Source organism: Paenibacillus sp. FSL E2-0151, assembly GCF_037993015.1.
Taxonomy (GTDB): Bacteria; Bacillota; Bacilli; order Paenibacillales; family Paenibacillaceae; genus Paenibacillus; species Paenibacillus amylolyticus.
Window position 1 is genome coordinate 319,123 of the sequence record NZ_CP150308.1, and the last position, 15,991, is coordinate 335,113.

Consider the following 15,991-nt stretch of genomic DNA (forward strand, 5'->3'; position numbering starts at 1 on the left):
TTATATGCGCGTGTGGCGGAATTGGCAGACGCACTAGACTTAGGATCTAGCGTCTTTGACGTGGGGGTTCAAGTCCCTCCACGCGCATCCTTTATTTGCGGAAGTGGCTCAGCGGTAGAGCATCGCCTTGCCAAGGCGAGGGTCGCGGGTTCGATTCCCGTCTTCCGCTCCAATATTTTGCGCCCTTAGCTCAGCTGGATAGAGCGTTTGACTACGAATCAAAAGGCCGGGAGTTCGAATCTCTCAGGGCGCGCCATTATAACTTCATATTTTGCCGGCGTGGCGGAATGGCAGACGCGCTCGACTCAAAATCGAGTGGGAAACCGTGGAGGTTCGAGTCCTCTCGCCGGTATAGATAACGGGATGTAGCTCAGCTTGGTAGAGCACCTGGTTTGGGACCAGGGGGTCGCATGTTCAAATCGTGTCATCCCGATTGTTGTTATGCGGGTGTAGTTCAATGGTAGAACTTTAGCCTTCCAAGCTAATAGCGTGGGTTCGATTCCCATCACCCGCTTTATACTTTGTAACACCTGAAACCCTTGTGGCCCAAGGGTTTTTTCTTTACCCTAAATTCGACAAATGACAGACTATTTTTGTTTATGGGGCAACTCATGGGGCAAATCGCAATCTTTTAGGATCAAACACCTCTAAACGGTCTGCTGCCTCTCTGGAGATCATGTCAGACGAATGGGTGTAAATATCCGCAGTTGTTCCGATCTTCGTATGTCTCAATCGCTCCTGCATAGTTTTAAGGTCGGCTCCGCTTTCTCTAAGCAGCATAGCTGCCGTGTGACGAAGTCCATGCAGTTTAACATGAGGAATACCTTTCTTCTGCAAAAACTTCCTCCAGGTGCTTGTGGGGGTCGTAGGGAAGTACATAATTCCTTTCCCGCCATGAAATACATATGATTTGTTCTCTCCAGCCCAATCTTTACATTGGAATTTCTCTTTCTTCCATACTCGCTCATATTCTTTGAGCTGTGCCATGTACCACTTCGGCATAGCCACCCAGCCCTCAGATTCTTCTGTTTTAACTTCACTCTCAATCTTTTTACCGTCCTTATCGAACGTGATTTGCTTATCGATCCATATGGCATCCCGGTCATAATCCACATCTGGCCATTCCACGGCCAAGTATTCGCCTCTTCTGAAGCCGCCAAGGAGCGAACCAGTGTAATAGAGTCTCCATCTATCTGGAAGATCGTAAAGGGCCAACAGGACCGTTTCTGTCTCCAAACTATTGAATGCCTTCTTAACACCGCGCATAATTTTCTTTTCCTTCTTACTGGTTCGTGGGCGCTGCACGCCATCCATTGGATTCTTCGCGATCAGCTCCCACTCATGAGCAGCATCAAAAACAGATTTGACCGCTTTGTAGATATTCAATTTCGAATTGGTGGCGAACTCTTTACCATTCTCGCGCCGTAACTCTCCAAAGAAGGTGACAAGGTACAGGGTTGTTATTTTACTGATTTTCAGGTGACCAAACTCTGGAACAACATATTTGTTGAGATTGTACAGGTTCACATTCTGTGTGTATTCGCCCATGTTTTGCATAGCATATCCTTTTTCCCATTTTGGGATGAAACCCTCAAACGTAATATCTTCCTGCTTAACTACCTTTCCGCCTATTACTTGTTCACTCCATTTTGCTTCTTCAAGCGCAAGCCAGGATTCTTTCTTCTTATCCGACTTTGAACGTGCGATCTCTTCCGGCATGTAGACAGTAACAGACCTTTTCGGTCTGGATGCCTTTGAGGGATCGCGCTCAACAATTTTATACTTGTTTCCTCCTAGATGTTCACTCCAAGCCATGTCATTCTTCCTTTCTAAGCATTGATATTGGATTTTCATATTTCCAATTACATGAAAAACACCTCCTTGAAGTGAACATATGTTCGGTTTTTGGGTAGTGAAAATTTACGCTATATTTATTTCTACATGTGATTGATCAACTCAAGCGGGATGTGATTACGTCTAAATATTTCATGGATCGACTCTCCACTTGATATGCTATCTTCCGCTGTTAATAAGCTGACGGCAAATTCATTGGCTTGGCGTTCAAACTTTCCAGGATTGAAGAACGAATGCTCTTCGATAAAGAATCGGTTAACTCCTCTATGAAGCCGGTCATGGCCAAGCTCATGGGCACATATGAACCTTTGCCATTCGGGCGACAAATCATTATGTATGATGATGAATCTTCTTTGTAGAGCTTTATGATATATTCCCCGCGTATTTTTCCCGAGATCCGTAAAGCGGATATTAATATTCAGGCAGCGCGCAAGAGAAAATGGATCATTGGTTTTATGCTTACGGATCAACTTTTTAACAATGTCATCCACTAGAACCACCTACCGTTATTCATTGTTGTCTTTATTCTTTTTACGCGCCTGTTTGTTCATTTGCTTGGCTTCCCAGAATAGCCCAGTCAGCATATCTTTAATCCTGTTCTTGTCATTCTCATCGAGTGGGACCCCATCAAACATTAATTCCCCATCGTCTTCTAGCATCTTTTTAAAATCCCTTTTATCTTTGGAAGTCGCCCATTCAGGCACTTGGTTTAGATTTGCTTCATCAGTGAAATAAGTCAGCGGTTTATTAAAGTAATCGGCAATCAATTTAATTGAATCTATTTGAGGGTGCTTCGTTTGTCCTGAAAGTATTTTAGTAACACCTGTGTAAGAGACACCTGTTTCCTTGGCAAGACGGTATTTTGTAACCCCGTTTTCTTTCATTAACTCCAAGATTTTATCTGCTATCTCCACGACAAAGGCCTCCTAATATATCTCTTTAGTGTTATATCTCTATAAAGTTATATTAGAACACAAAAGAGAGATAAGTCAAGCAATTGGAAGAAACCAGAAGGAAACAGATCATTTTATAACACTTTTGGGTTATAACGTTGTTTGATTATGATTCTATAGAGTTATAGTATGGTTTCAGGAGGTGAGCACATGGGATTGGCGATTGAAGTAAACATGCAGAGGCTAATCGATGAGAAAGGTTGGACAATTTACAGACTTGCCAAAGAAAGTGGCGTTACCGTATCTGCATTGTACAACATGGGAAGCAAAAAACAAGGTCCTCACGCTGAAACATTAGTAAAGTTGTCCAAGGCTCTGGGTGTGACACTTGATGAATTGGTTCTGGGGGTGTCCAATGATGCCGTCCACAACTGAATTCATTGAGGTGTTGCGTTCTGAAATAAAGCAGGAACTGCGAGACGAAATCATGGCTGAGCTTAAACCAACCATCGAACAACTTTTATACGCTAATGTATTTGACTTTGCAGAAGCCTGCAGGTATTTGAAAGTGTCGGATTCTACTTTACGACGCATGGTCAAAAACGGCGAAATTCCTTTTATCCGGAACCGAACCCTGATCCACTTCCGTCAAATTTCATTAGACAAATGGCTGGAAGGGAATGAGAAATCAAGTTCAACAGGATAGGAACCAACTTGTAACAATGTATTGGAATGGAGCAACGAATCGGCAACATTGTACTGGAATGAAACGCAAACGTCTGTATAAGGAGAGTGTCTACATGTCACCATTAACAACTACAACTGCAGCACACGCATTTCATTTGCTCAACGTGCTACAAAATCACAATGTTCAGTGTGCAGTAGAAGTCAATGCTGCTCAACCAGATCCATTGATGGGAATTAGCAGGAATCATGTAAAGGTAGATTTCTTCATTGACTGCCCTCCAGAGGAACAAACACTCATAGTCGAACTGGGGGAAGCAGAATTTGCATTTAATACCCCGAATCACGAGTTCTATTATGAAATCTCTCCCTTCCAAATAATTCTGTGTATTAGCAATGAGGATTACGCAGTTTGGTTCAACAGCATAGAGGTAACGAGCGACGCAATAGATTCCGCGAAAGAATACAATCCAGACCTTAATGACCAGGTTCTTCACATGAATATTGGGACTGATGCTTTTGAGGATGCGTTCCAATCTCTGATAACTCTGATCCGTGAAGGAAGAGTCATCAAGAGTGTGAAGGTGCTGGGAGACGGAAATCAGGTACTGACGGTTGGCTACGTTGGGATGGTGAGTTCATGACTCTACCAGAACTAGCTAGACTCTGGTTCGGTAATCCCCTTCAACATGCCATTATTGTCCGAAATATTAAAAAACATACAAGAAGGAGCTAAACACTATGAAAATGTCTGAACAAGAAACAGCGTTAATTCAATTTATTCGGACGCTGAGTTTCGAAACACTTCTGGACGCATGTGATGCAATCGGAGATTCTTCCCGTGAATCCAAACGGAATGCCTTAGAAGAGTCCTATGATCGGAATAACGCCGCCAGTGTTGCAGTTTGGTTTGTCCGTCACGATCAATTAAGTAGATTGCAGAAGTTGCTTGGAGCGGCGAACAAAGAATACCAGGAGCGAATCTCTCATGAGTCCAATTGAGATTGAAAGTTTGCTTAATCGCCCTCTGACCTTTGCAGAACGTCAAAAGATAGATTGGATGAATGGATGGGAGCAGGATACTCAGACTGTGGTTATGGGTTTGCTACAAGCGGCGTATAAAGCCGGAGCGAAGGCGGCTCCCGCTCTTGCTCCGGATGTTATTCAGGACTACAAGGAACGCATGGTTAAAGAACTGGATTATCACGGCTTTGTACGTGAAGAGTCCTACACTATTATCGCACATGCAGTCATGAGTACCGAACTTCCCGACAATCAGAAGTTTGAGTATGTTCAAGCGTTGGACGATGTGTACACCGATTTACAAGATAAGGAGGGGAAGCTATGACCCGTTCTAAAACAAAACATCGTGGTATGAGGGAAGAACTTCGGACGATTTACAGTCAAATCCTTGAAACTACGGATGTCGAACTGCAAGCGAATTTGAGAGTGAGAGCCCAGCGGATTTCGAATAAGTTGAAAGATAAAGAAGAAAACAGAAGCATGGAAGAATTCAGGATGGACAGGTATACCGCGGGTTATTGCATGAACTGCGAATATCACGTTCATGTCTGCGATCCGAGGAAAGTTATTGTGAAGGGTTACCTGTATTGCTGTGAAGGTTGTGCGGTTCATGATCAAGAGATGTCAGGGTATAGAAAAATGACCGCGTCTCGCGAACGCAGTCACCCATTTGAGCACTTTTACAATTCATATGCAGTCATCTTACCAAAGTTCATTAAAAAGGACAAGCACATGTATTCTGGTGGTCTTTCATGACATTCGAATATCGGCCTTACACTAAATCGCAACAGACCGGCAGTAAGCGTATCAAGCCCACACAACGACAAATGGGTGACATTCGCAAATCGGTAGACAAGTCACTTAAAAAGCGTTCAGGTGGTGTTTGTGAAGCATGTGCCGAAGCGAGGGCAACGGAACGGGCTCATTTGACTGGCCGTAAGCAGCTAGACCATCGCACCGAGGTTTATGATTTAGCTCATTTATGCAAAGAGTGCCATGTCATGTTGGACGAGACGATCCAAGGGCTAAGGTTTCGACGCATGGCGGCGACGATCATAGCATCAATTTTGAAATAAAGAAAGAGTAGGTGAGACGGGTGACCGACTCTCGCAGGAAGAACGGATATGTAGCCATTGCCAACGAGATATGGGATGAGGTCATTCGTCGGGATTTCACCAAGCGCCAGAAAGATATTTTGTTCTTCATTTGGCGGCTTTCCTACGGCTGTAATCAACAGGTTGCAGTAATCCCGATGCAGAAGGATTTCTCCCTCTGTGGCGTGGGCAAGGGTCACATAGGAGCTGAACTGAAGCATCTGGAAACCTGTAAGGTGATTACACGAACGGACGCCGAGTATTGGTTTAACGAAAATTATGACTTATGGAAAATCGACTCGGTTCGTGGTTGGGAAAAAGAACGCTTTCATGAACTCATACATTTGAACTTAAAAAATAGTCGCTTATCTCGGCAAAAAGTTACTGAAACAGGAACCGAACCACTACCAGATTTGAGCGACAAACCGCCAGATGATGGTTACCGAAACAGTAACTCAGAACCTGTCCCAGAGTTACCAAAACAGGAACCGAAGATAATTCCTAAAGTTACTGAAACGGGAACCAGAATCGGAAATGAGTTACCAAAACAGGGACTCGTGGTTACTGAAACAGGAACTGAGAGTGCCGATGATCCTATACAGGACGCGGCTTCCCAGTCCTCTAAAGACAGTTTAAAGACATTAAAAGATAAAGACAGTAAAGATATGTCTGTTTCGGATTTCGAAACCTTCTGGTCTGCCTATCCAAAAAAGGTTGCGAAAAAAGCAGCATTGAACATGTGGGAGAGAGCAATCAAAGCGAAGGTAAATCCCGCGCTATTGATCCGCTGTTCCGAGAACTATGCAGCACATTGCAAGGTAAGCAGAACGGAAGATAATTTTATCCTTCATGGTTCAACCTTTTTAAACCCAAAAAATGAACGGTATGCCGATTTCGAAGAAACTCCAGAACAAACAACAGTTGCTCCGGTGATTAAAGGCCAAAGCAATTCCCGGTCAGATCGGAACAAGGACATTTTACAAAAGCGGATGGAGGCAGCGCGACTTGAACAATCAAGAGGTACTGAGCATTTTGGCGGTAGTGGTTACAGCCTACCCCATAGTGGAACTTACTGACGAAATGGTCACGCTTTGGGAACGAATGCTTCACGATGTTCCTTTTTCACAAGCGGAACAGAACCTTTCGCATCACATCAAAACATCGCATTTTCCACCAGCAATTTCACAGATATACGGAAATCCAGCAGCTTCGAACATAGACAGGCTTCGCACAGAGACACAGGAGCGCTTTGCTCTTATGGAGTCTTGGGAGAAAAGCGCTGTGCCGCTTCTGAAAGACGGTGAACCGAATGAATAACCTTTACAACCTACAGGCTGAACAGGCGGTAATAGGCAGCCTTCTGCTAGATCGTTCAGGAGATAATACAGCACTTGCTGTAGCTCTACTTACCCCGCAGGACTTTTCTTCACAGCACCGCCTAATTTTTGAATCGGTAATAGTGTTGCATGAATCAGAAAAAGCCGTCGATCTGGTAACACTTTACGCCGATCTGGAGACGCGAGGCGTTACGGAAGATATTGGAGGTATTGAATATCTTGGCAATCTGGTAGATGCAGTACCGACCATAGCCAATGCAAAGGAATACATTTCAATTGTTCAGAGTCTTGGATTGAAGCGGCAGGCATTGCGATTGTTGGAGGAACAACGCCAATCTCTTGAAGAGTCTTCGGACCCGCTCGAGGTGATTGCTGGTATCAAGGCAGGGGCAGAAGAGTTGTCCGGGCGTTCTCCGGTTGAAGGCGGCATGGTCAAGATCAATGACGTTATGACAGACCATGATGATGATTTGGAGACACGTAGTAAATCCAAAGGCATAACAGGCGTTCCTACATGTGGTGTGGATCTGAACCGACTCACGGGCGGCAGACAGAAACAGGATTTAATTATTGTTGCTGCAAGGCCATCGGTGGGGAAAACGGCTTTTATGCTGAACAACTCCAAGGCTGCTGCAAGTCACGGTGTAACCACAGGAATATTCAGTTTGGAAATGCCCGGCAAGAAATTGGGCGAACGATTGATTGCAAACATAGGAAACCTGGATGGCACATTGCTTCGGACTGGTCAACTCGGACCGGAACACTGGTCGGAATACACGATGGCCCGATCTATTTTGAACGAGCTGCCAATCTACATTGACGACACTCCTGGTATCACCATTCAGCAGATAGCAGCCAAGGTGAAGAAACTCAAGAAAGAGCATGAGAACTTGTTTATCCAAATTGATTACCTCCAGTTGATCAGCGCAGGCAAAAAGTTCTCAAGTCGTGAACAGGAAATCGCCTATATCAGTCGTTCCTTGAAGCAAATTGCCCGAGACAATGATTGTCCGGTGGAAGTCCTTTCACAACTCAGCCGGGGTGTTGAGCAACGACAGGACAAGCGTCCAATGATGTCAGATTTGAGGGAGTCCGGTTCTATTGAACAGGATGCAGACGAAATTGATTTCTTGTATCGGGATGACTACTACAACGCCGAGACAGAGAAGAAGAACATCGTAGAAATCATTGTAGCCAAGGGACGGAATACAGGTACCGGACTTGCAGAGATGATCTATCTCAAGAATTTCAGCAAATTCGTAAATATAGAACGCATGCAGTACTGATGAGAAAGGCGGGTTGAAGATGACAAGTTCAGCAGATGAGCTGGAGATCGAAAACAGCGTAAGGCTGATCATGAGATATCAAATCATGTTGGTCAGCCATTTGGAAAATGCGTTGAAAAACGGTCGAATCGACGAACACACATTCACCCGTCTGAAAAGTCAGGGCTGCATTGCTCAAACGCATGACGAAATATTGGATCATTTCGAGGGGATTTTTCAAGAATTACTGGCCTATTACCAGGATCGGTTACGAGAACGGATTGTGAGGGGTGCGGAATTTATTGATTCGCTTTCCCCAACAGATCCACGTCGGGAACCAGCATTATATAAATACGACAGGCTGTGTGAGCAGCTAAGGGGGACAAGACACACATGATCATCACAGGAAATTGCATCGAAGTTATGCCGGATCTCGAGGCGGAGTCATTCCACACATGCGTTACGAGTCCACCGTACTGGGGCCTGCGTGATTACGGTTTGGAGCCATCATATTGGCCGGAAACAACTTACACACCGATGCCAGGACTTTCGCCGATTGCGGTACCTGAGTGGACCGGATGCCTAGGGTTGGAGCCTACGCCAGAAATGTTTGTAGCTCATACGCTGCAGGTTTTCCGGGAGGTATGGCGGTTGCTTCGGCCGGCCGGAACACTATGGATGAATTTTGGTGACAGTTACGCAAAAGCAGGCGTATCGGGATTAGGTGATCCAACAATAGGCGAACGGAACCTTGGTGGAATGAAGGAAATTGATCGAAAGATACCACCAGGACTGAAACCTAAAGACATGGTGGGGATTCCGTGGCGGGTAGCCTTCGCGCTGCAGGCGGACGGCTGGTACCTCAGAATGGACAACATTTGGCATAAGCCGAACCCGATGCCTGAAAGTGTTCGTGACCGTCCGACGAAAGCGCATGAATACTTTTTCTTGCTAAGCAAGTCAGACCGCTACTATTACGATGCTGAGTCAATCTTTGAAGCCGTCTCGCCCAATACCCACGCACGTTTATCGCAAGACGTAATGAATCAGATCGGCAGTGCTCGAGCGAATGGTGGGGCGAAGACGAACGGAAACATGAAGGCTGTGGGTAGAAAACCCAAAGCGTCGAAACCGGGATCCGGAATTAAGTATAACGAAAGTTATGAATCGGCCTTGTCGCTGCCTGTAACTCAACGAAATAAGCGCAGTGTTTGGTCTGTTACAACACAAGGATTTTCAGAAGCTCACTTTGCTACATTCCCGGAAAAATTGATTGAACCTTGCATACTGGCAGGTGCTCCAGTTGGCGGACGTGTACTTGATCCGTTTGGCGGGAGTGGAACAACGCTGAAGGTAGCCCATGAGAATAACCGGGAATGCACGATCATTGAAATGGGACCACATAACGTTGAGATAGCAGAGCGGCGTACAGCCGTGGTACAGCCAACATTGATTTTTTAACAGAGGAATGGAATGCCCACAAAGGAGTGGATGAAGTGTACCGGATCGACATTTACAACAGTGCCGGCAAAATGACGGAAAGCGTCAATCACGCAGAAGGGATGTTGAGCTGCTTGAAAAAGGCACTTGCTCTGCTTGATGTGGGAGACAACAGTGCGGTGGAGATATACAAGGACGGAAAGTGGATCAAAGGATACTGCATATAGGGTTTAGGCCCACCAAAGGAGAGATATACCATGGTTAGCTTAATTACAACAGTCATTGGCAGATTCAAGTTGTTCAAGCAGCCTTACAAGGTCGGGCAAACCATAGAAGTTCGTGGTGAACCTTTGCTTGTATTAGGGATTGAGAATTTCGAAATATTCAGCTCTACGATCCTTATACGGTACACCTGCCAACGGCTCAATAAGATGGATTTTGTGAGTAAAGCGAAGGCATATAGGCAACCTTTCAACGTTGAGATGGTCATTGAAATTCCCCACAAACAGTGGGAAGAAATAGTTCCAGGTATCCGATTAGGTTCTATTCATTCGATCAAGGGAGAAGTATACAAGGTTACAGAATACATGGGCATAGCGTTGAAGAGCACTGATCTGATCATAGACATGATAGCCCGTCCTGTTTACCCGATAGATCGTAAAGAGGCAAAAGCCAAGTTGTTTAGCGAACGGCGGAAAAAACTGAAAATTGAAGTGTTATAAGGAGGTAGAACAACCATGAAGGCAATAACAATTATTCAACCGTGGGCGACACTGATCGCCATTGGAGCAAAACAATATGAGACACGCAGCTGGCCTACCAAGCATCGGGGAGAGATTGCTATCCATGCAGGGAAGAAGATTGACAATGAAGCCTGCAAAGAGCCTGAAATCCGTGCAGCACTGGAACGGTACGGATACACAGTAGACAATCTGCCGACAGGCGCGGTTGTGGCGACAGCTAAATTAACCAACTGCCTTAAATCGCTTGACACATGGACGGATGGGTATGAGCTTGAGGGTAACAGATTGGTTTACTCTCCAGAATACGAATTTGGAGACTTTACACCAGGTCGGTATGCATGGGAAATGTCGGATGTAAAACTTCTGAACGAGCCGATATCAGCTAAAGGGCAGCAAAGGCTTTGGAATTGGAATGAGGAGGAAGGAAATCATGAGTGATGAAAAAGTAACGGCAAATACACATTGGGTATGGACAGAAAAGGCCGCTGCGAAAAACCAGGCACATTCTCGTGTAGGTGAACCGATATGGCCCCATTTCAAAACCGAGGCTCCAAAAGATTGGTTGGAAGAGGGTTTGATCCAAGATGCATCGGAAATTGAACTCGAAGGGCAAACGACTATAGATGATTATATATAAGGGGTGTAAGGAATGGGGGAAACTGGTCAGATGGAGTTATTCCCGTCCCCCAGCCCTTCAGACATCCAACAGACTCGTGAACTGTTGAACAAGTATGTTCGGATGAGGAAGGCAGTTCAGGAAATTGGGACAATGACTAATCCATCAGAAGGATGGAAACAAGTTCAGGTGGAGTATGAGGAGAAAACGGCAAATATTGAAATGGCTGTACGTCTAATCGTTGATGATAATGTAAGGAGAGTCATGGACTTTCGGTTCATCCGAGGTAATCCGAGATGGGGAACTATCAAAAGGTTCAGTAGTGTAACGGATAGGTCGATTGATCGGCAAATTGTTAGAGGAATTGAGTCAGTAGCAGAAACTTTGAAGTTAATTGGTGTATTATAAAAAAACTTAAAGTGAATACAAAAAGAAGAGGGAGCGACCCTCTTCTTTAAGTTCCACAGCTATGTAGTTCGGTCATACTTTCTAAGTAAGAAATACAACAGTATCCAGCACAGCGTAGCCCACACTATTCCGATGGTCGAGGCATAGACCCCTAACATGAAAAGCATGTACTCCAACCAATGTTTGACAGGTTTTTTCCCCATATAATTTCCTCCAACTCAAATTAGGGCAAAGCCCCATTCTGGGGAGAAGCCGACAACCGCTCCCCAGAGTTAAAGGAGATAAGGAAATGTAAATCTACCTGGCAATCAATTGCGTTGTATGGAGAGTGAGGTAGTCAATCAAGCAAAATTACATAAACTGAAGGAGGAATGGGAAAGGAACCTGTCAAGTAACCTTTTACCAATAAGACACAAAATTTTCAACGATCCATGATCACTTGATTAAATGCTATTTAATCAAATAATTATACCAGGACGTTAGTAGTCATTTGTACACCCTTCCGTATATGTATTTTATGTAAGCTTGATTTTCCTCACGTAAATCATTATATTTTCGAATGAAAAAACAATCAAGGGATTATATGGTAATTCTTATTCGTTTTATAGTTTGGCATGTCTGTATAGTGTCTTGTGTAAGACACTAGTAAGACAACATGCTGTCTGGGGTTTGGAACTAAACTAAGGGACATAAGGCAATTGCCTGGGTGTCCCTGCAAACCCGACGAACTATTCGATGCAGGACTCGACCGTACTGTGGGATAAATCCTTAGACGTGGATCGTCAAAGGTGCGGAATGTGGGGAACACGGGTAAGATTCCCGTGATTTATATTATGACCTTGTGGTTTAGACGGGTTCGATTCCTGTCGAGGTTATTATTCGTAGCCTGTTTCTTATAATGTCATCTATAGTGGTGGACTTATTTTTGTGTTTCGAGAATAATGAAATTTCTTTACGGGTTCAAAAGTCTTGATTCAAAAGTCATATTATTTGGTTTGAATTGTAAAAAAATCACGACTAAAGAAGGAATTTGGCGGTTATTGTAGAATTTATCCAGTATTAGGAGGGATAAATTTGCCACAAAAACCAAAACGATTCAACGCTTTTCAGATCGACCTACATTACACTGAGATTACAAACCGAAATCAAACGGATGCAATCATGTGGAACGCCGAAATTGTTAGTGAGATATGGAGTGAAATTCATGCACTAACGCTTGAGCAGCGAACTCGTCGATATAATGATTCATGGTTGATGTACTTGGATTATTTGGATGAAGATGAACATTTCATTTTTGGACGATTTTTGTCAGCCGAATACGGAACCACTGGTGAATTGCTTCATGCTGATCAATTAACCTTACGACCTAATCCTAAGTTGCTTCGTGAGGGGGAGACAGAGGCGACATATTTTTTAATTAAGAAAGTGGATGGGTTGCTTCTTCTGCAGAGTAACAAAAGACTAAATAGACCTCGATTTGATGAATATATTGAAACGTTGGGCAATGAAGTAATCAGACGAAGAAACTTAACATTTATTCAAATTTGTACTCTTGTTCAAAACAACTTTTTTGAGAGTATTCGTCAACTTAATACAATAAACAAGGTTGAGATCGAAGTTTCAAGATCTGAATTACCCGCAGATGAAAATCCCGCAGTCAGAGCTTTGCAAAATGATATTGAAGAGATTTCTGCAACGGATGTTAAACTGGAATTTGAAGCGAAGTACCAACGATCAGGGCTAAGAGGAGCAATACCATTGATTAGTAGATATAAAGACCAACAAGGAGTAACTAAAATCGTAGTTTCCGGTAAATTAGCCGGGGCTGAAAAAGTTATAAACTTGGAAGATTCACAGGAGCAATATAGAAAAAGAGTTGAAGTAGACACAGATAATCAGCCAATGTTAACATCGGTTGAGAATATCTTGAGAGAAGTTGCGAATCAACGAAGAAATTTAAGGGAGTGATTCCAAATGGCCGGAAATATCAAAAAGTTCTTTAAGGCCAATAATTTTCCATGGGTTACTTTTAAAAAGTATTGGAAAAACTCTTCCCGATCAGAACTTATTACTGATGTTTTCCTGCCTTTTTTATTATCTTCAGTCTTGATTTGGTGGACATCTTATTATATTTCTGATTTTAAAGATCTCGTTTCGAAATTCAGAGATCTGAGTGGTCAAGTTATTGCAGCTATTTCGATTCTAGCAGGTTTTAATCTTACGAGTATCACTGTAATTTCAGCTATTGGTGATAATGTGAAAAAATTAAGAAATCAGCAGACATCAAGTGGTAATTCAGTATATGATATTTTAGTTATATTTTTTACGTGGGCTGTTAGTATACAGTTAATTGTAGTGTTCCTGAGCATTCTGCTTTATTATATTGGATCTCTGGTACCTACTAATTTGATAATGGCTATACCTGTCTGGGCTTGGGTTTGTGCTACGGTATGGCTTGCGATCACGGCACACTCTATACTGATTTCAATTCGAAATTTGAAGACACTCTTTCTTTATGTCACATATGACCCAGACAGATAAATAATTATATAGGAGTTATGATGAATATACTTGAGGGCGTAGAAGTAAGTCTTTGGGATATAATTGGTGGGAACAAGTTACTAACCTTAATTATGCTATTTGCTTTTTGGGGATTTATCTGTGCATTGCTTAATAATTTTTTAAGCAAAAAGACAGTAAGTATCGCTGCTGGAGTAGGTAGCATAATACTAATTGGCTATTGGGCTACAAAAACATTTTCTATACATTGAAGCATCCTTCAGGGGTGCTTTTTCTTTTGTAGTATTTTTCACAGGAGGAAATGAGTCGGTGTTTAGTTATGTATCCATAACATAACATTGGAAATATTAGAATTAAGGAAGGAGGGGAAATTATGAGCCAAAGTACAAAGAACTTGAGTCAGGAACTTTCAAACCGTGAAGGTGTTAAAGCTATCTCGGTTGAACCGCATCAGGAATTCAAAATCACAGTAGACCAGCACGAACAAATCTTCACTGGCCCAGCTGTGATTTTAATCAATCAAGATTAGAGTTTTTCGTACGGGTATCGGCCTTTAATATGGGAAGCCAAATAACTTCCGTGTGAAGCCGCAGACATCAAACCGCTATGTTCACTTTGTGGAACACCCGAATAGGAGTACGTGGTTCCATTGTTGAATCTAATATAGAGTGTAGATGAGCCTGAGTCATAAGCAATGGCATCAATGTTGGATGAGGTTACGGATTGCCAGTTCATGGTGATACACCTCCTTTCGTCCTAGTTCTTTCGACACCAAAAGAGGGAAATCCTTCCTATGCGTCGAAATATGACACGGGGAAGGAGGTGTATAAATTGCATAACTACAAAGAGTTTAAAAAAAACTTCAGTCAACCAGTATTCGGTCAGTACTGGAAAATGTTCTCCGCAATTCAAAATAACATAAATGATGATGAAGTGAGGGCATTCTACCCGAAAAATTTCTTTAATGACAGTAAGGAAAAGGAGTTTTATGCTCTTACAGACAAAAACATTTTTCTATTTAAGGAAAGCGATGCGGTAGTCACTATTTCGTATTTTAAAGAAGTTAGAGTTGAGAAATTACAACTTACTCGGCCCTATAATCGATCAGAGGAGTTGCAACTTGAAATAAAACTTTGCTCTGGTGATAAGTTCATTTTCGACTCAATGAAAGATTCAAATGATGATTGGGCTTATCATTACGTTGAATATATTGAAGAAATCTACAAACTACTGAAGTAAGCATCCTTATGGGTGCTTTTTCTATGTCCAAAATGTGAGGTGGTGACATGAAAAAGGTTCAACCGATTCGAGACGAACGGGTTATAGATGGTATGAAGGATTACTTTTGGATACGCAGCTTACGAAATTATTTGTTCTTCTGCATTGGCATCTATAGTGGCCTGCGTGTATCTGACTTATGTAGGCTGAGGGTTATCGATGTGAAAGGAACACACGTTAACCTGATCGAACAAAAAAACAAACATGCCAAGCGCTTTATAATCCATCCGAGTATCCGGCAGGATCTGGACAAGTACATCTCCACCATGAAGGATACGGATTTCCTGTTTCCTAGCCGCCAGGTGAAGACAGTCAGCCGAATGCGGAATCAACCGATAGACCGGACGACAGCATACCGATTCTTGAATAAAGCAGCCAAGGAATTTGGTCTGAAAGAGATCGGTTGTCATACGCTACGGAAGACATGGGCATACCGTCTGTACATGCAGAATCCTGAAAACCTAGCGTTACTAATGGACATGTTCGGGCACAGCGATCCACGGGAAACATTGGACTATATTGGACTGACTCAGGACATGATGGACAGGGCGATTATGCTGTTACGCTAATATTAGTGCATCACAATATGGCGTTCGTTGCACTCATATTACAGAAATGGCTTTTGAATCTGAAATGACGCTGATTGCCAGTTCTAAACCGAGTGAAACACTATTACCTTTATGTTTCAGTCCTGATCCAGAAAATGGTTAATAACGACCCTATTTTGGGTTATTTTTGTGTTGGTTGAAGAAGAAAAACAATTAGAAGTTTGTCTATTTAGACTGATTCTAAGAAAACCGACTCAATTATGGCTGTATAAACGATGAATAAACGCC

Annotated in this window: 26 protein-coding genes and 6 tRNA genes; 28 read left to right on the forward strand and 4 right to left on the reverse strand. The window is 43.0% G+C overall.

Going from position 1 to position 15,991, the window contains the following annotated elements:
* The first annotated feature begins 6 nt into the window (after positions 1-6).
* The 6 genes from MHI55_RS01465 (at position 7) to MHI55_RS01490 (ending at position 514) form a co-directional block, all read left to right on the forward strand.
* Positions 7-87, forward strand: a tRNA-Leu gene (locus tag MHI55_RS01465).
* A 10-nt stretch (positions 88-97) separates the two neighbouring features.
* Positions 98-172 (forward strand) — tRNA-Gly (locus tag MHI55_RS01470).
* Positions 173-179: 7 nt separating this feature from the next.
* Positions 180-256, forward strand: a tRNA-Arg gene (locus tag MHI55_RS01475).
* A gap of 17 nt (positions 257-273) precedes the next feature.
* Positions 274-352, forward strand: a tRNA-Leu gene (locus tag MHI55_RS01480).
* Between the two features lie 7 nt (positions 353-359).
* Positions 360-433, forward strand: a tRNA-Pro gene (locus tag MHI55_RS01485).
* A gap of 10 nt (positions 434-443) precedes the next feature.
* Positions 444-514: transfer RNA gene (locus tag MHI55_RS01490), tRNA-Gly, on the forward strand.
* A gap of 95 nt (positions 515-609) precedes the next feature.
* Here MHI55_RS01490 and MHI55_RS01495 read toward each other — a convergent pair.
* From MHI55_RS01495 to MHI55_RS01505, 3 genes are all read right to left on the reverse strand, one after another.
* Positions 610-1,854 (reverse strand): site-specific integrase, encoded by a 1,245-nt coding sequence (locus tag MHI55_RS01495; protein ID WP_340388417.1) that lies wholly within the window; start codon positions 1,852-1,854, stop codon positions 610-612.
* An 83-nt stretch (positions 1,855-1,937) separates the two neighbouring features.
* Positions 1,938-2,345 (reverse strand): ImmA/IrrE family metallo-endopeptidase, encoded by a 408-nt coding sequence (locus MHI55_RS01500; RefSeq protein ID WP_340388419.1) that lies wholly within the window; start codon positions 2,343-2,345, stop codon positions 1,938-1,940.
* A gap of 15 nt (positions 2,346-2,360) precedes the next feature.
* Entirely contained in the window at positions 2,361-2,768 is a 408-nt protein-coding gene (locus MHI55_RS01505) for a helix-turn-helix domain-containing protein (protein ID WP_340388421.1), read from the reverse strand.
* 189 nt (positions 2,769-2,957) lie between these two features.
* Here MHI55_RS01505 and MHI55_RS01510 point away from each other — a divergent pair, with 189 nt between their 5' ends.
* The 20 genes from MHI55_RS01510 to MHI55_RS01605 all read left to right on the forward strand — a co-directional run bounded on the left by MHI55_RS01510 (position 2,958) and on the right by MHI55_RS01605 (position 14,406).
* Complete coding sequence (locus MHI55_RS01510) at positions 2,958-3,182, forward strand: helix-turn-helix transcriptional regulator (RefSeq protein WP_024632416.1); 225 nt, start codon at positions 2,958-2,960, stop codon at positions 3,180-3,182.
* Entirely contained in the window at positions 3,163-3,453 is a 291-nt protein-coding gene (locus tag MHI55_RS01515) for a helix-turn-helix domain-containing protein (RefSeq protein ID WP_340388423.1), read from the forward strand. The genes MHI55_RS01510 and MHI55_RS01515 overlap by 20 nt, the downstream gene beginning before the upstream one ends.
* Positions 3,454-3,547: 94 nt before the next feature.
* Complete coding sequence (locus tag MHI55_RS01520) at positions 3,548-4,075, forward strand: hypothetical protein (RefSeq protein ID WP_340388425.1); 528 nt, start codon at positions 3,548-3,550, stop codon at positions 4,073-4,075.
* A gap of 97 nt (positions 4,076-4,172) precedes the next feature.
* Positions 4,173-4,433, forward strand: a complete 261-nt coding sequence (locus MHI55_RS01525) for a hypothetical protein (protein WP_340388427.1) — start codon at positions 4,173-4,175, stop codon at positions 4,431-4,433.
* Positions 4,420-4,779 (forward strand): hypothetical protein, encoded by a 360-nt coding sequence (locus MHI55_RS01530; RefSeq protein ID WP_340388429.1) that lies wholly within the window; start codon positions 4,420-4,422, stop codon positions 4,777-4,779. Before MHI55_RS01525 ends, MHI55_RS01530 begins: the two co-directional genes overlap by 14 nt.
* Positions 4,776-5,210: a hypothetical protein gene (locus tag MHI55_RS01535; RefSeq protein ID WP_340388431.1), complete on the forward strand. Its 435-nt coding sequence runs from the start codon at positions 4,776-4,778 to the stop codon at positions 5,208-5,210. The genes MHI55_RS01530 and MHI55_RS01535 overlap by 4 nt, the downstream gene beginning before the upstream one ends.
* Positions 5,207-5,530: a hypothetical protein gene (locus MHI55_RS01540; RefSeq protein ID WP_340388433.1), complete on the forward strand. Its 324-nt coding sequence runs from the start codon at positions 5,207-5,209 to the stop codon at positions 5,528-5,530. The genes MHI55_RS01535 and MHI55_RS01540 overlap by 4 nt, the downstream gene beginning before the upstream one ends.
* A gap of 20 nt (positions 5,531-5,550) precedes the next feature.
* A complete protein-coding gene (locus tag MHI55_RS01545; protein ID WP_340388436.1) occupies positions 5,551-6,624 on the forward strand; it encodes a replication protein in 1,074 nt (357 codons plus the stop codon).
* Between the two features lie 233 nt (positions 6,625-6,857).
* Complete coding sequence (dnaB, locus tag MHI55_RS01550; protein WP_340388438.1) at positions 6,858-8,171, forward strand: replicative DNA helicase; 1,314 nt, start codon at positions 6,858-6,860, stop codon at positions 8,169-8,171.
* Positions 8,172-8,190: 19 nt separating this feature from the next.
* On the forward strand, positions 8,191-8,547 hold the full coding sequence (locus tag MHI55_RS01555) for a hypothetical protein (RefSeq protein WP_340388440.1): 357 nt from the start codon (positions 8,191-8,193) through the stop codon (positions 8,545-8,547).
* On the forward strand, positions 8,544-9,611 hold the full coding sequence (locus MHI55_RS01560) for a site-specific DNA-methyltransferase (protein ID WP_340388442.1): 1,068 nt from the start codon (positions 8,544-8,546) through the stop codon (positions 9,609-9,611). Before MHI55_RS01555 ends, MHI55_RS01560 begins: the two co-directional genes overlap by 4 nt.
* Positions 9,612-9,637: 26 nt before the next feature.
* A complete protein-coding gene (locus MHI55_RS01565) occupies positions 9,638-9,817 on the forward strand; it encodes a hypothetical protein (protein WP_340388444.1) in 180 nt (59 codons plus the stop codon).
* A 30-nt stretch (positions 9,818-9,847) separates the two neighbouring features.
* Complete coding sequence (locus MHI55_RS01570; RefSeq protein WP_340388446.1) at positions 9,848-10,312, forward strand: hypothetical protein; 465 nt, start codon at positions 9,848-9,850, stop codon at positions 10,310-10,312.
* 15 nt (positions 10,313-10,327) lie between these two features.
* Positions 10,328-10,771: an ASCH domain-containing protein gene (locus MHI55_RS01575; protein ID WP_340388448.1), complete on the forward strand. Its 444-nt coding sequence runs from the start codon at positions 10,328-10,330 to the stop codon at positions 10,769-10,771.
* Positions 10,764-10,970, forward strand: a complete 207-nt coding sequence (locus tag MHI55_RS01580; protein ID WP_340388450.1) for a hypothetical protein — start codon at positions 10,764-10,766, stop codon at positions 10,968-10,970. The genes MHI55_RS01575 and MHI55_RS01580 overlap by 8 nt, the downstream gene beginning before the upstream one ends.
* Before the next feature lie 12 nt (positions 10,971-10,982).
* Positions 10,983-11,357, forward strand: a complete 375-nt coding sequence (locus MHI55_RS01585; RefSeq protein ID WP_340388452.1) for a hypothetical protein — start codon at positions 10,983-10,985, stop codon at positions 11,355-11,357.
* 1,074 nt (positions 11,358-12,431) lie between these two features.
* A complete protein-coding gene (locus tag MHI55_RS01590) occupies positions 12,432-13,325 on the forward strand; it encodes a hypothetical protein (protein ID WP_340388454.1) in 894 nt (297 codons plus the stop codon).
* Positions 13,326-13,331: 6 nt separating this feature from the next.
* Positions 13,332-13,898: a hypothetical protein gene (locus tag MHI55_RS01595; RefSeq protein WP_340388456.1), complete on the forward strand. Its 567-nt coding sequence runs from the start codon at positions 13,332-13,334 to the stop codon at positions 13,896-13,898.
* Between the two features lie 17 nt (positions 13,899-13,915).
* A complete protein-coding gene (locus MHI55_RS01600) occupies positions 13,916-14,128 on the forward strand; it encodes a hypothetical protein (protein ID WP_340388458.1) in 213 nt (70 codons plus the stop codon).
* Positions 14,129-14,250: 122 nt separating this feature from the next.
* On the forward strand, positions 14,251-14,406 hold the full coding sequence (locus tag MHI55_RS01605) for a BC1881 family protein (protein ID WP_340388460.1): 156 nt from the start codon (positions 14,251-14,253) through the stop codon (positions 14,404-14,406).
* Here MHI55_RS01605 and MHI55_RS01610 read toward each other — a convergent pair.
* The gene (locus MHI55_RS01610; RefSeq protein ID WP_340388462.1) at positions 14,403-14,612 is read right to left on the reverse strand and encodes a KTSC domain-containing protein; all 210 of its coding nucleotides are present in this window, start codon (positions 14,610-14,612) and stop codon (positions 14,403-14,405) included. The two genes, MHI55_RS01605 and MHI55_RS01610, sit on opposite strands and share 4 nt — an antisense overlap.
* Before the next feature lie 96 nt (positions 14,613-14,708).
* Here MHI55_RS01610 and MHI55_RS01615 point away from each other — a divergent pair, with 96 nt between their 5' ends.
* Both MHI55_RS01615 and MHI55_RS01620 read left to right on the forward strand, forming a co-directional pair.
* Entirely contained in the window at positions 14,709-15,116 is a 408-nt protein-coding gene (locus tag MHI55_RS01615) for a DUF3908 family protein (RefSeq protein WP_340388464.1), read from the forward strand.
* Positions 15,117-15,163: 47 nt separating this feature from the next.
* On the forward strand, positions 15,164-15,724 hold the full coding sequence (locus tag MHI55_RS01620) for a tyrosine-type recombinase/integrase (RefSeq protein ID WP_340388466.1): 561 nt from the start codon (positions 15,164-15,166) through the stop codon (positions 15,722-15,724).
* Positions 15,725-15,991: the final 267 nt, after the last annotated feature.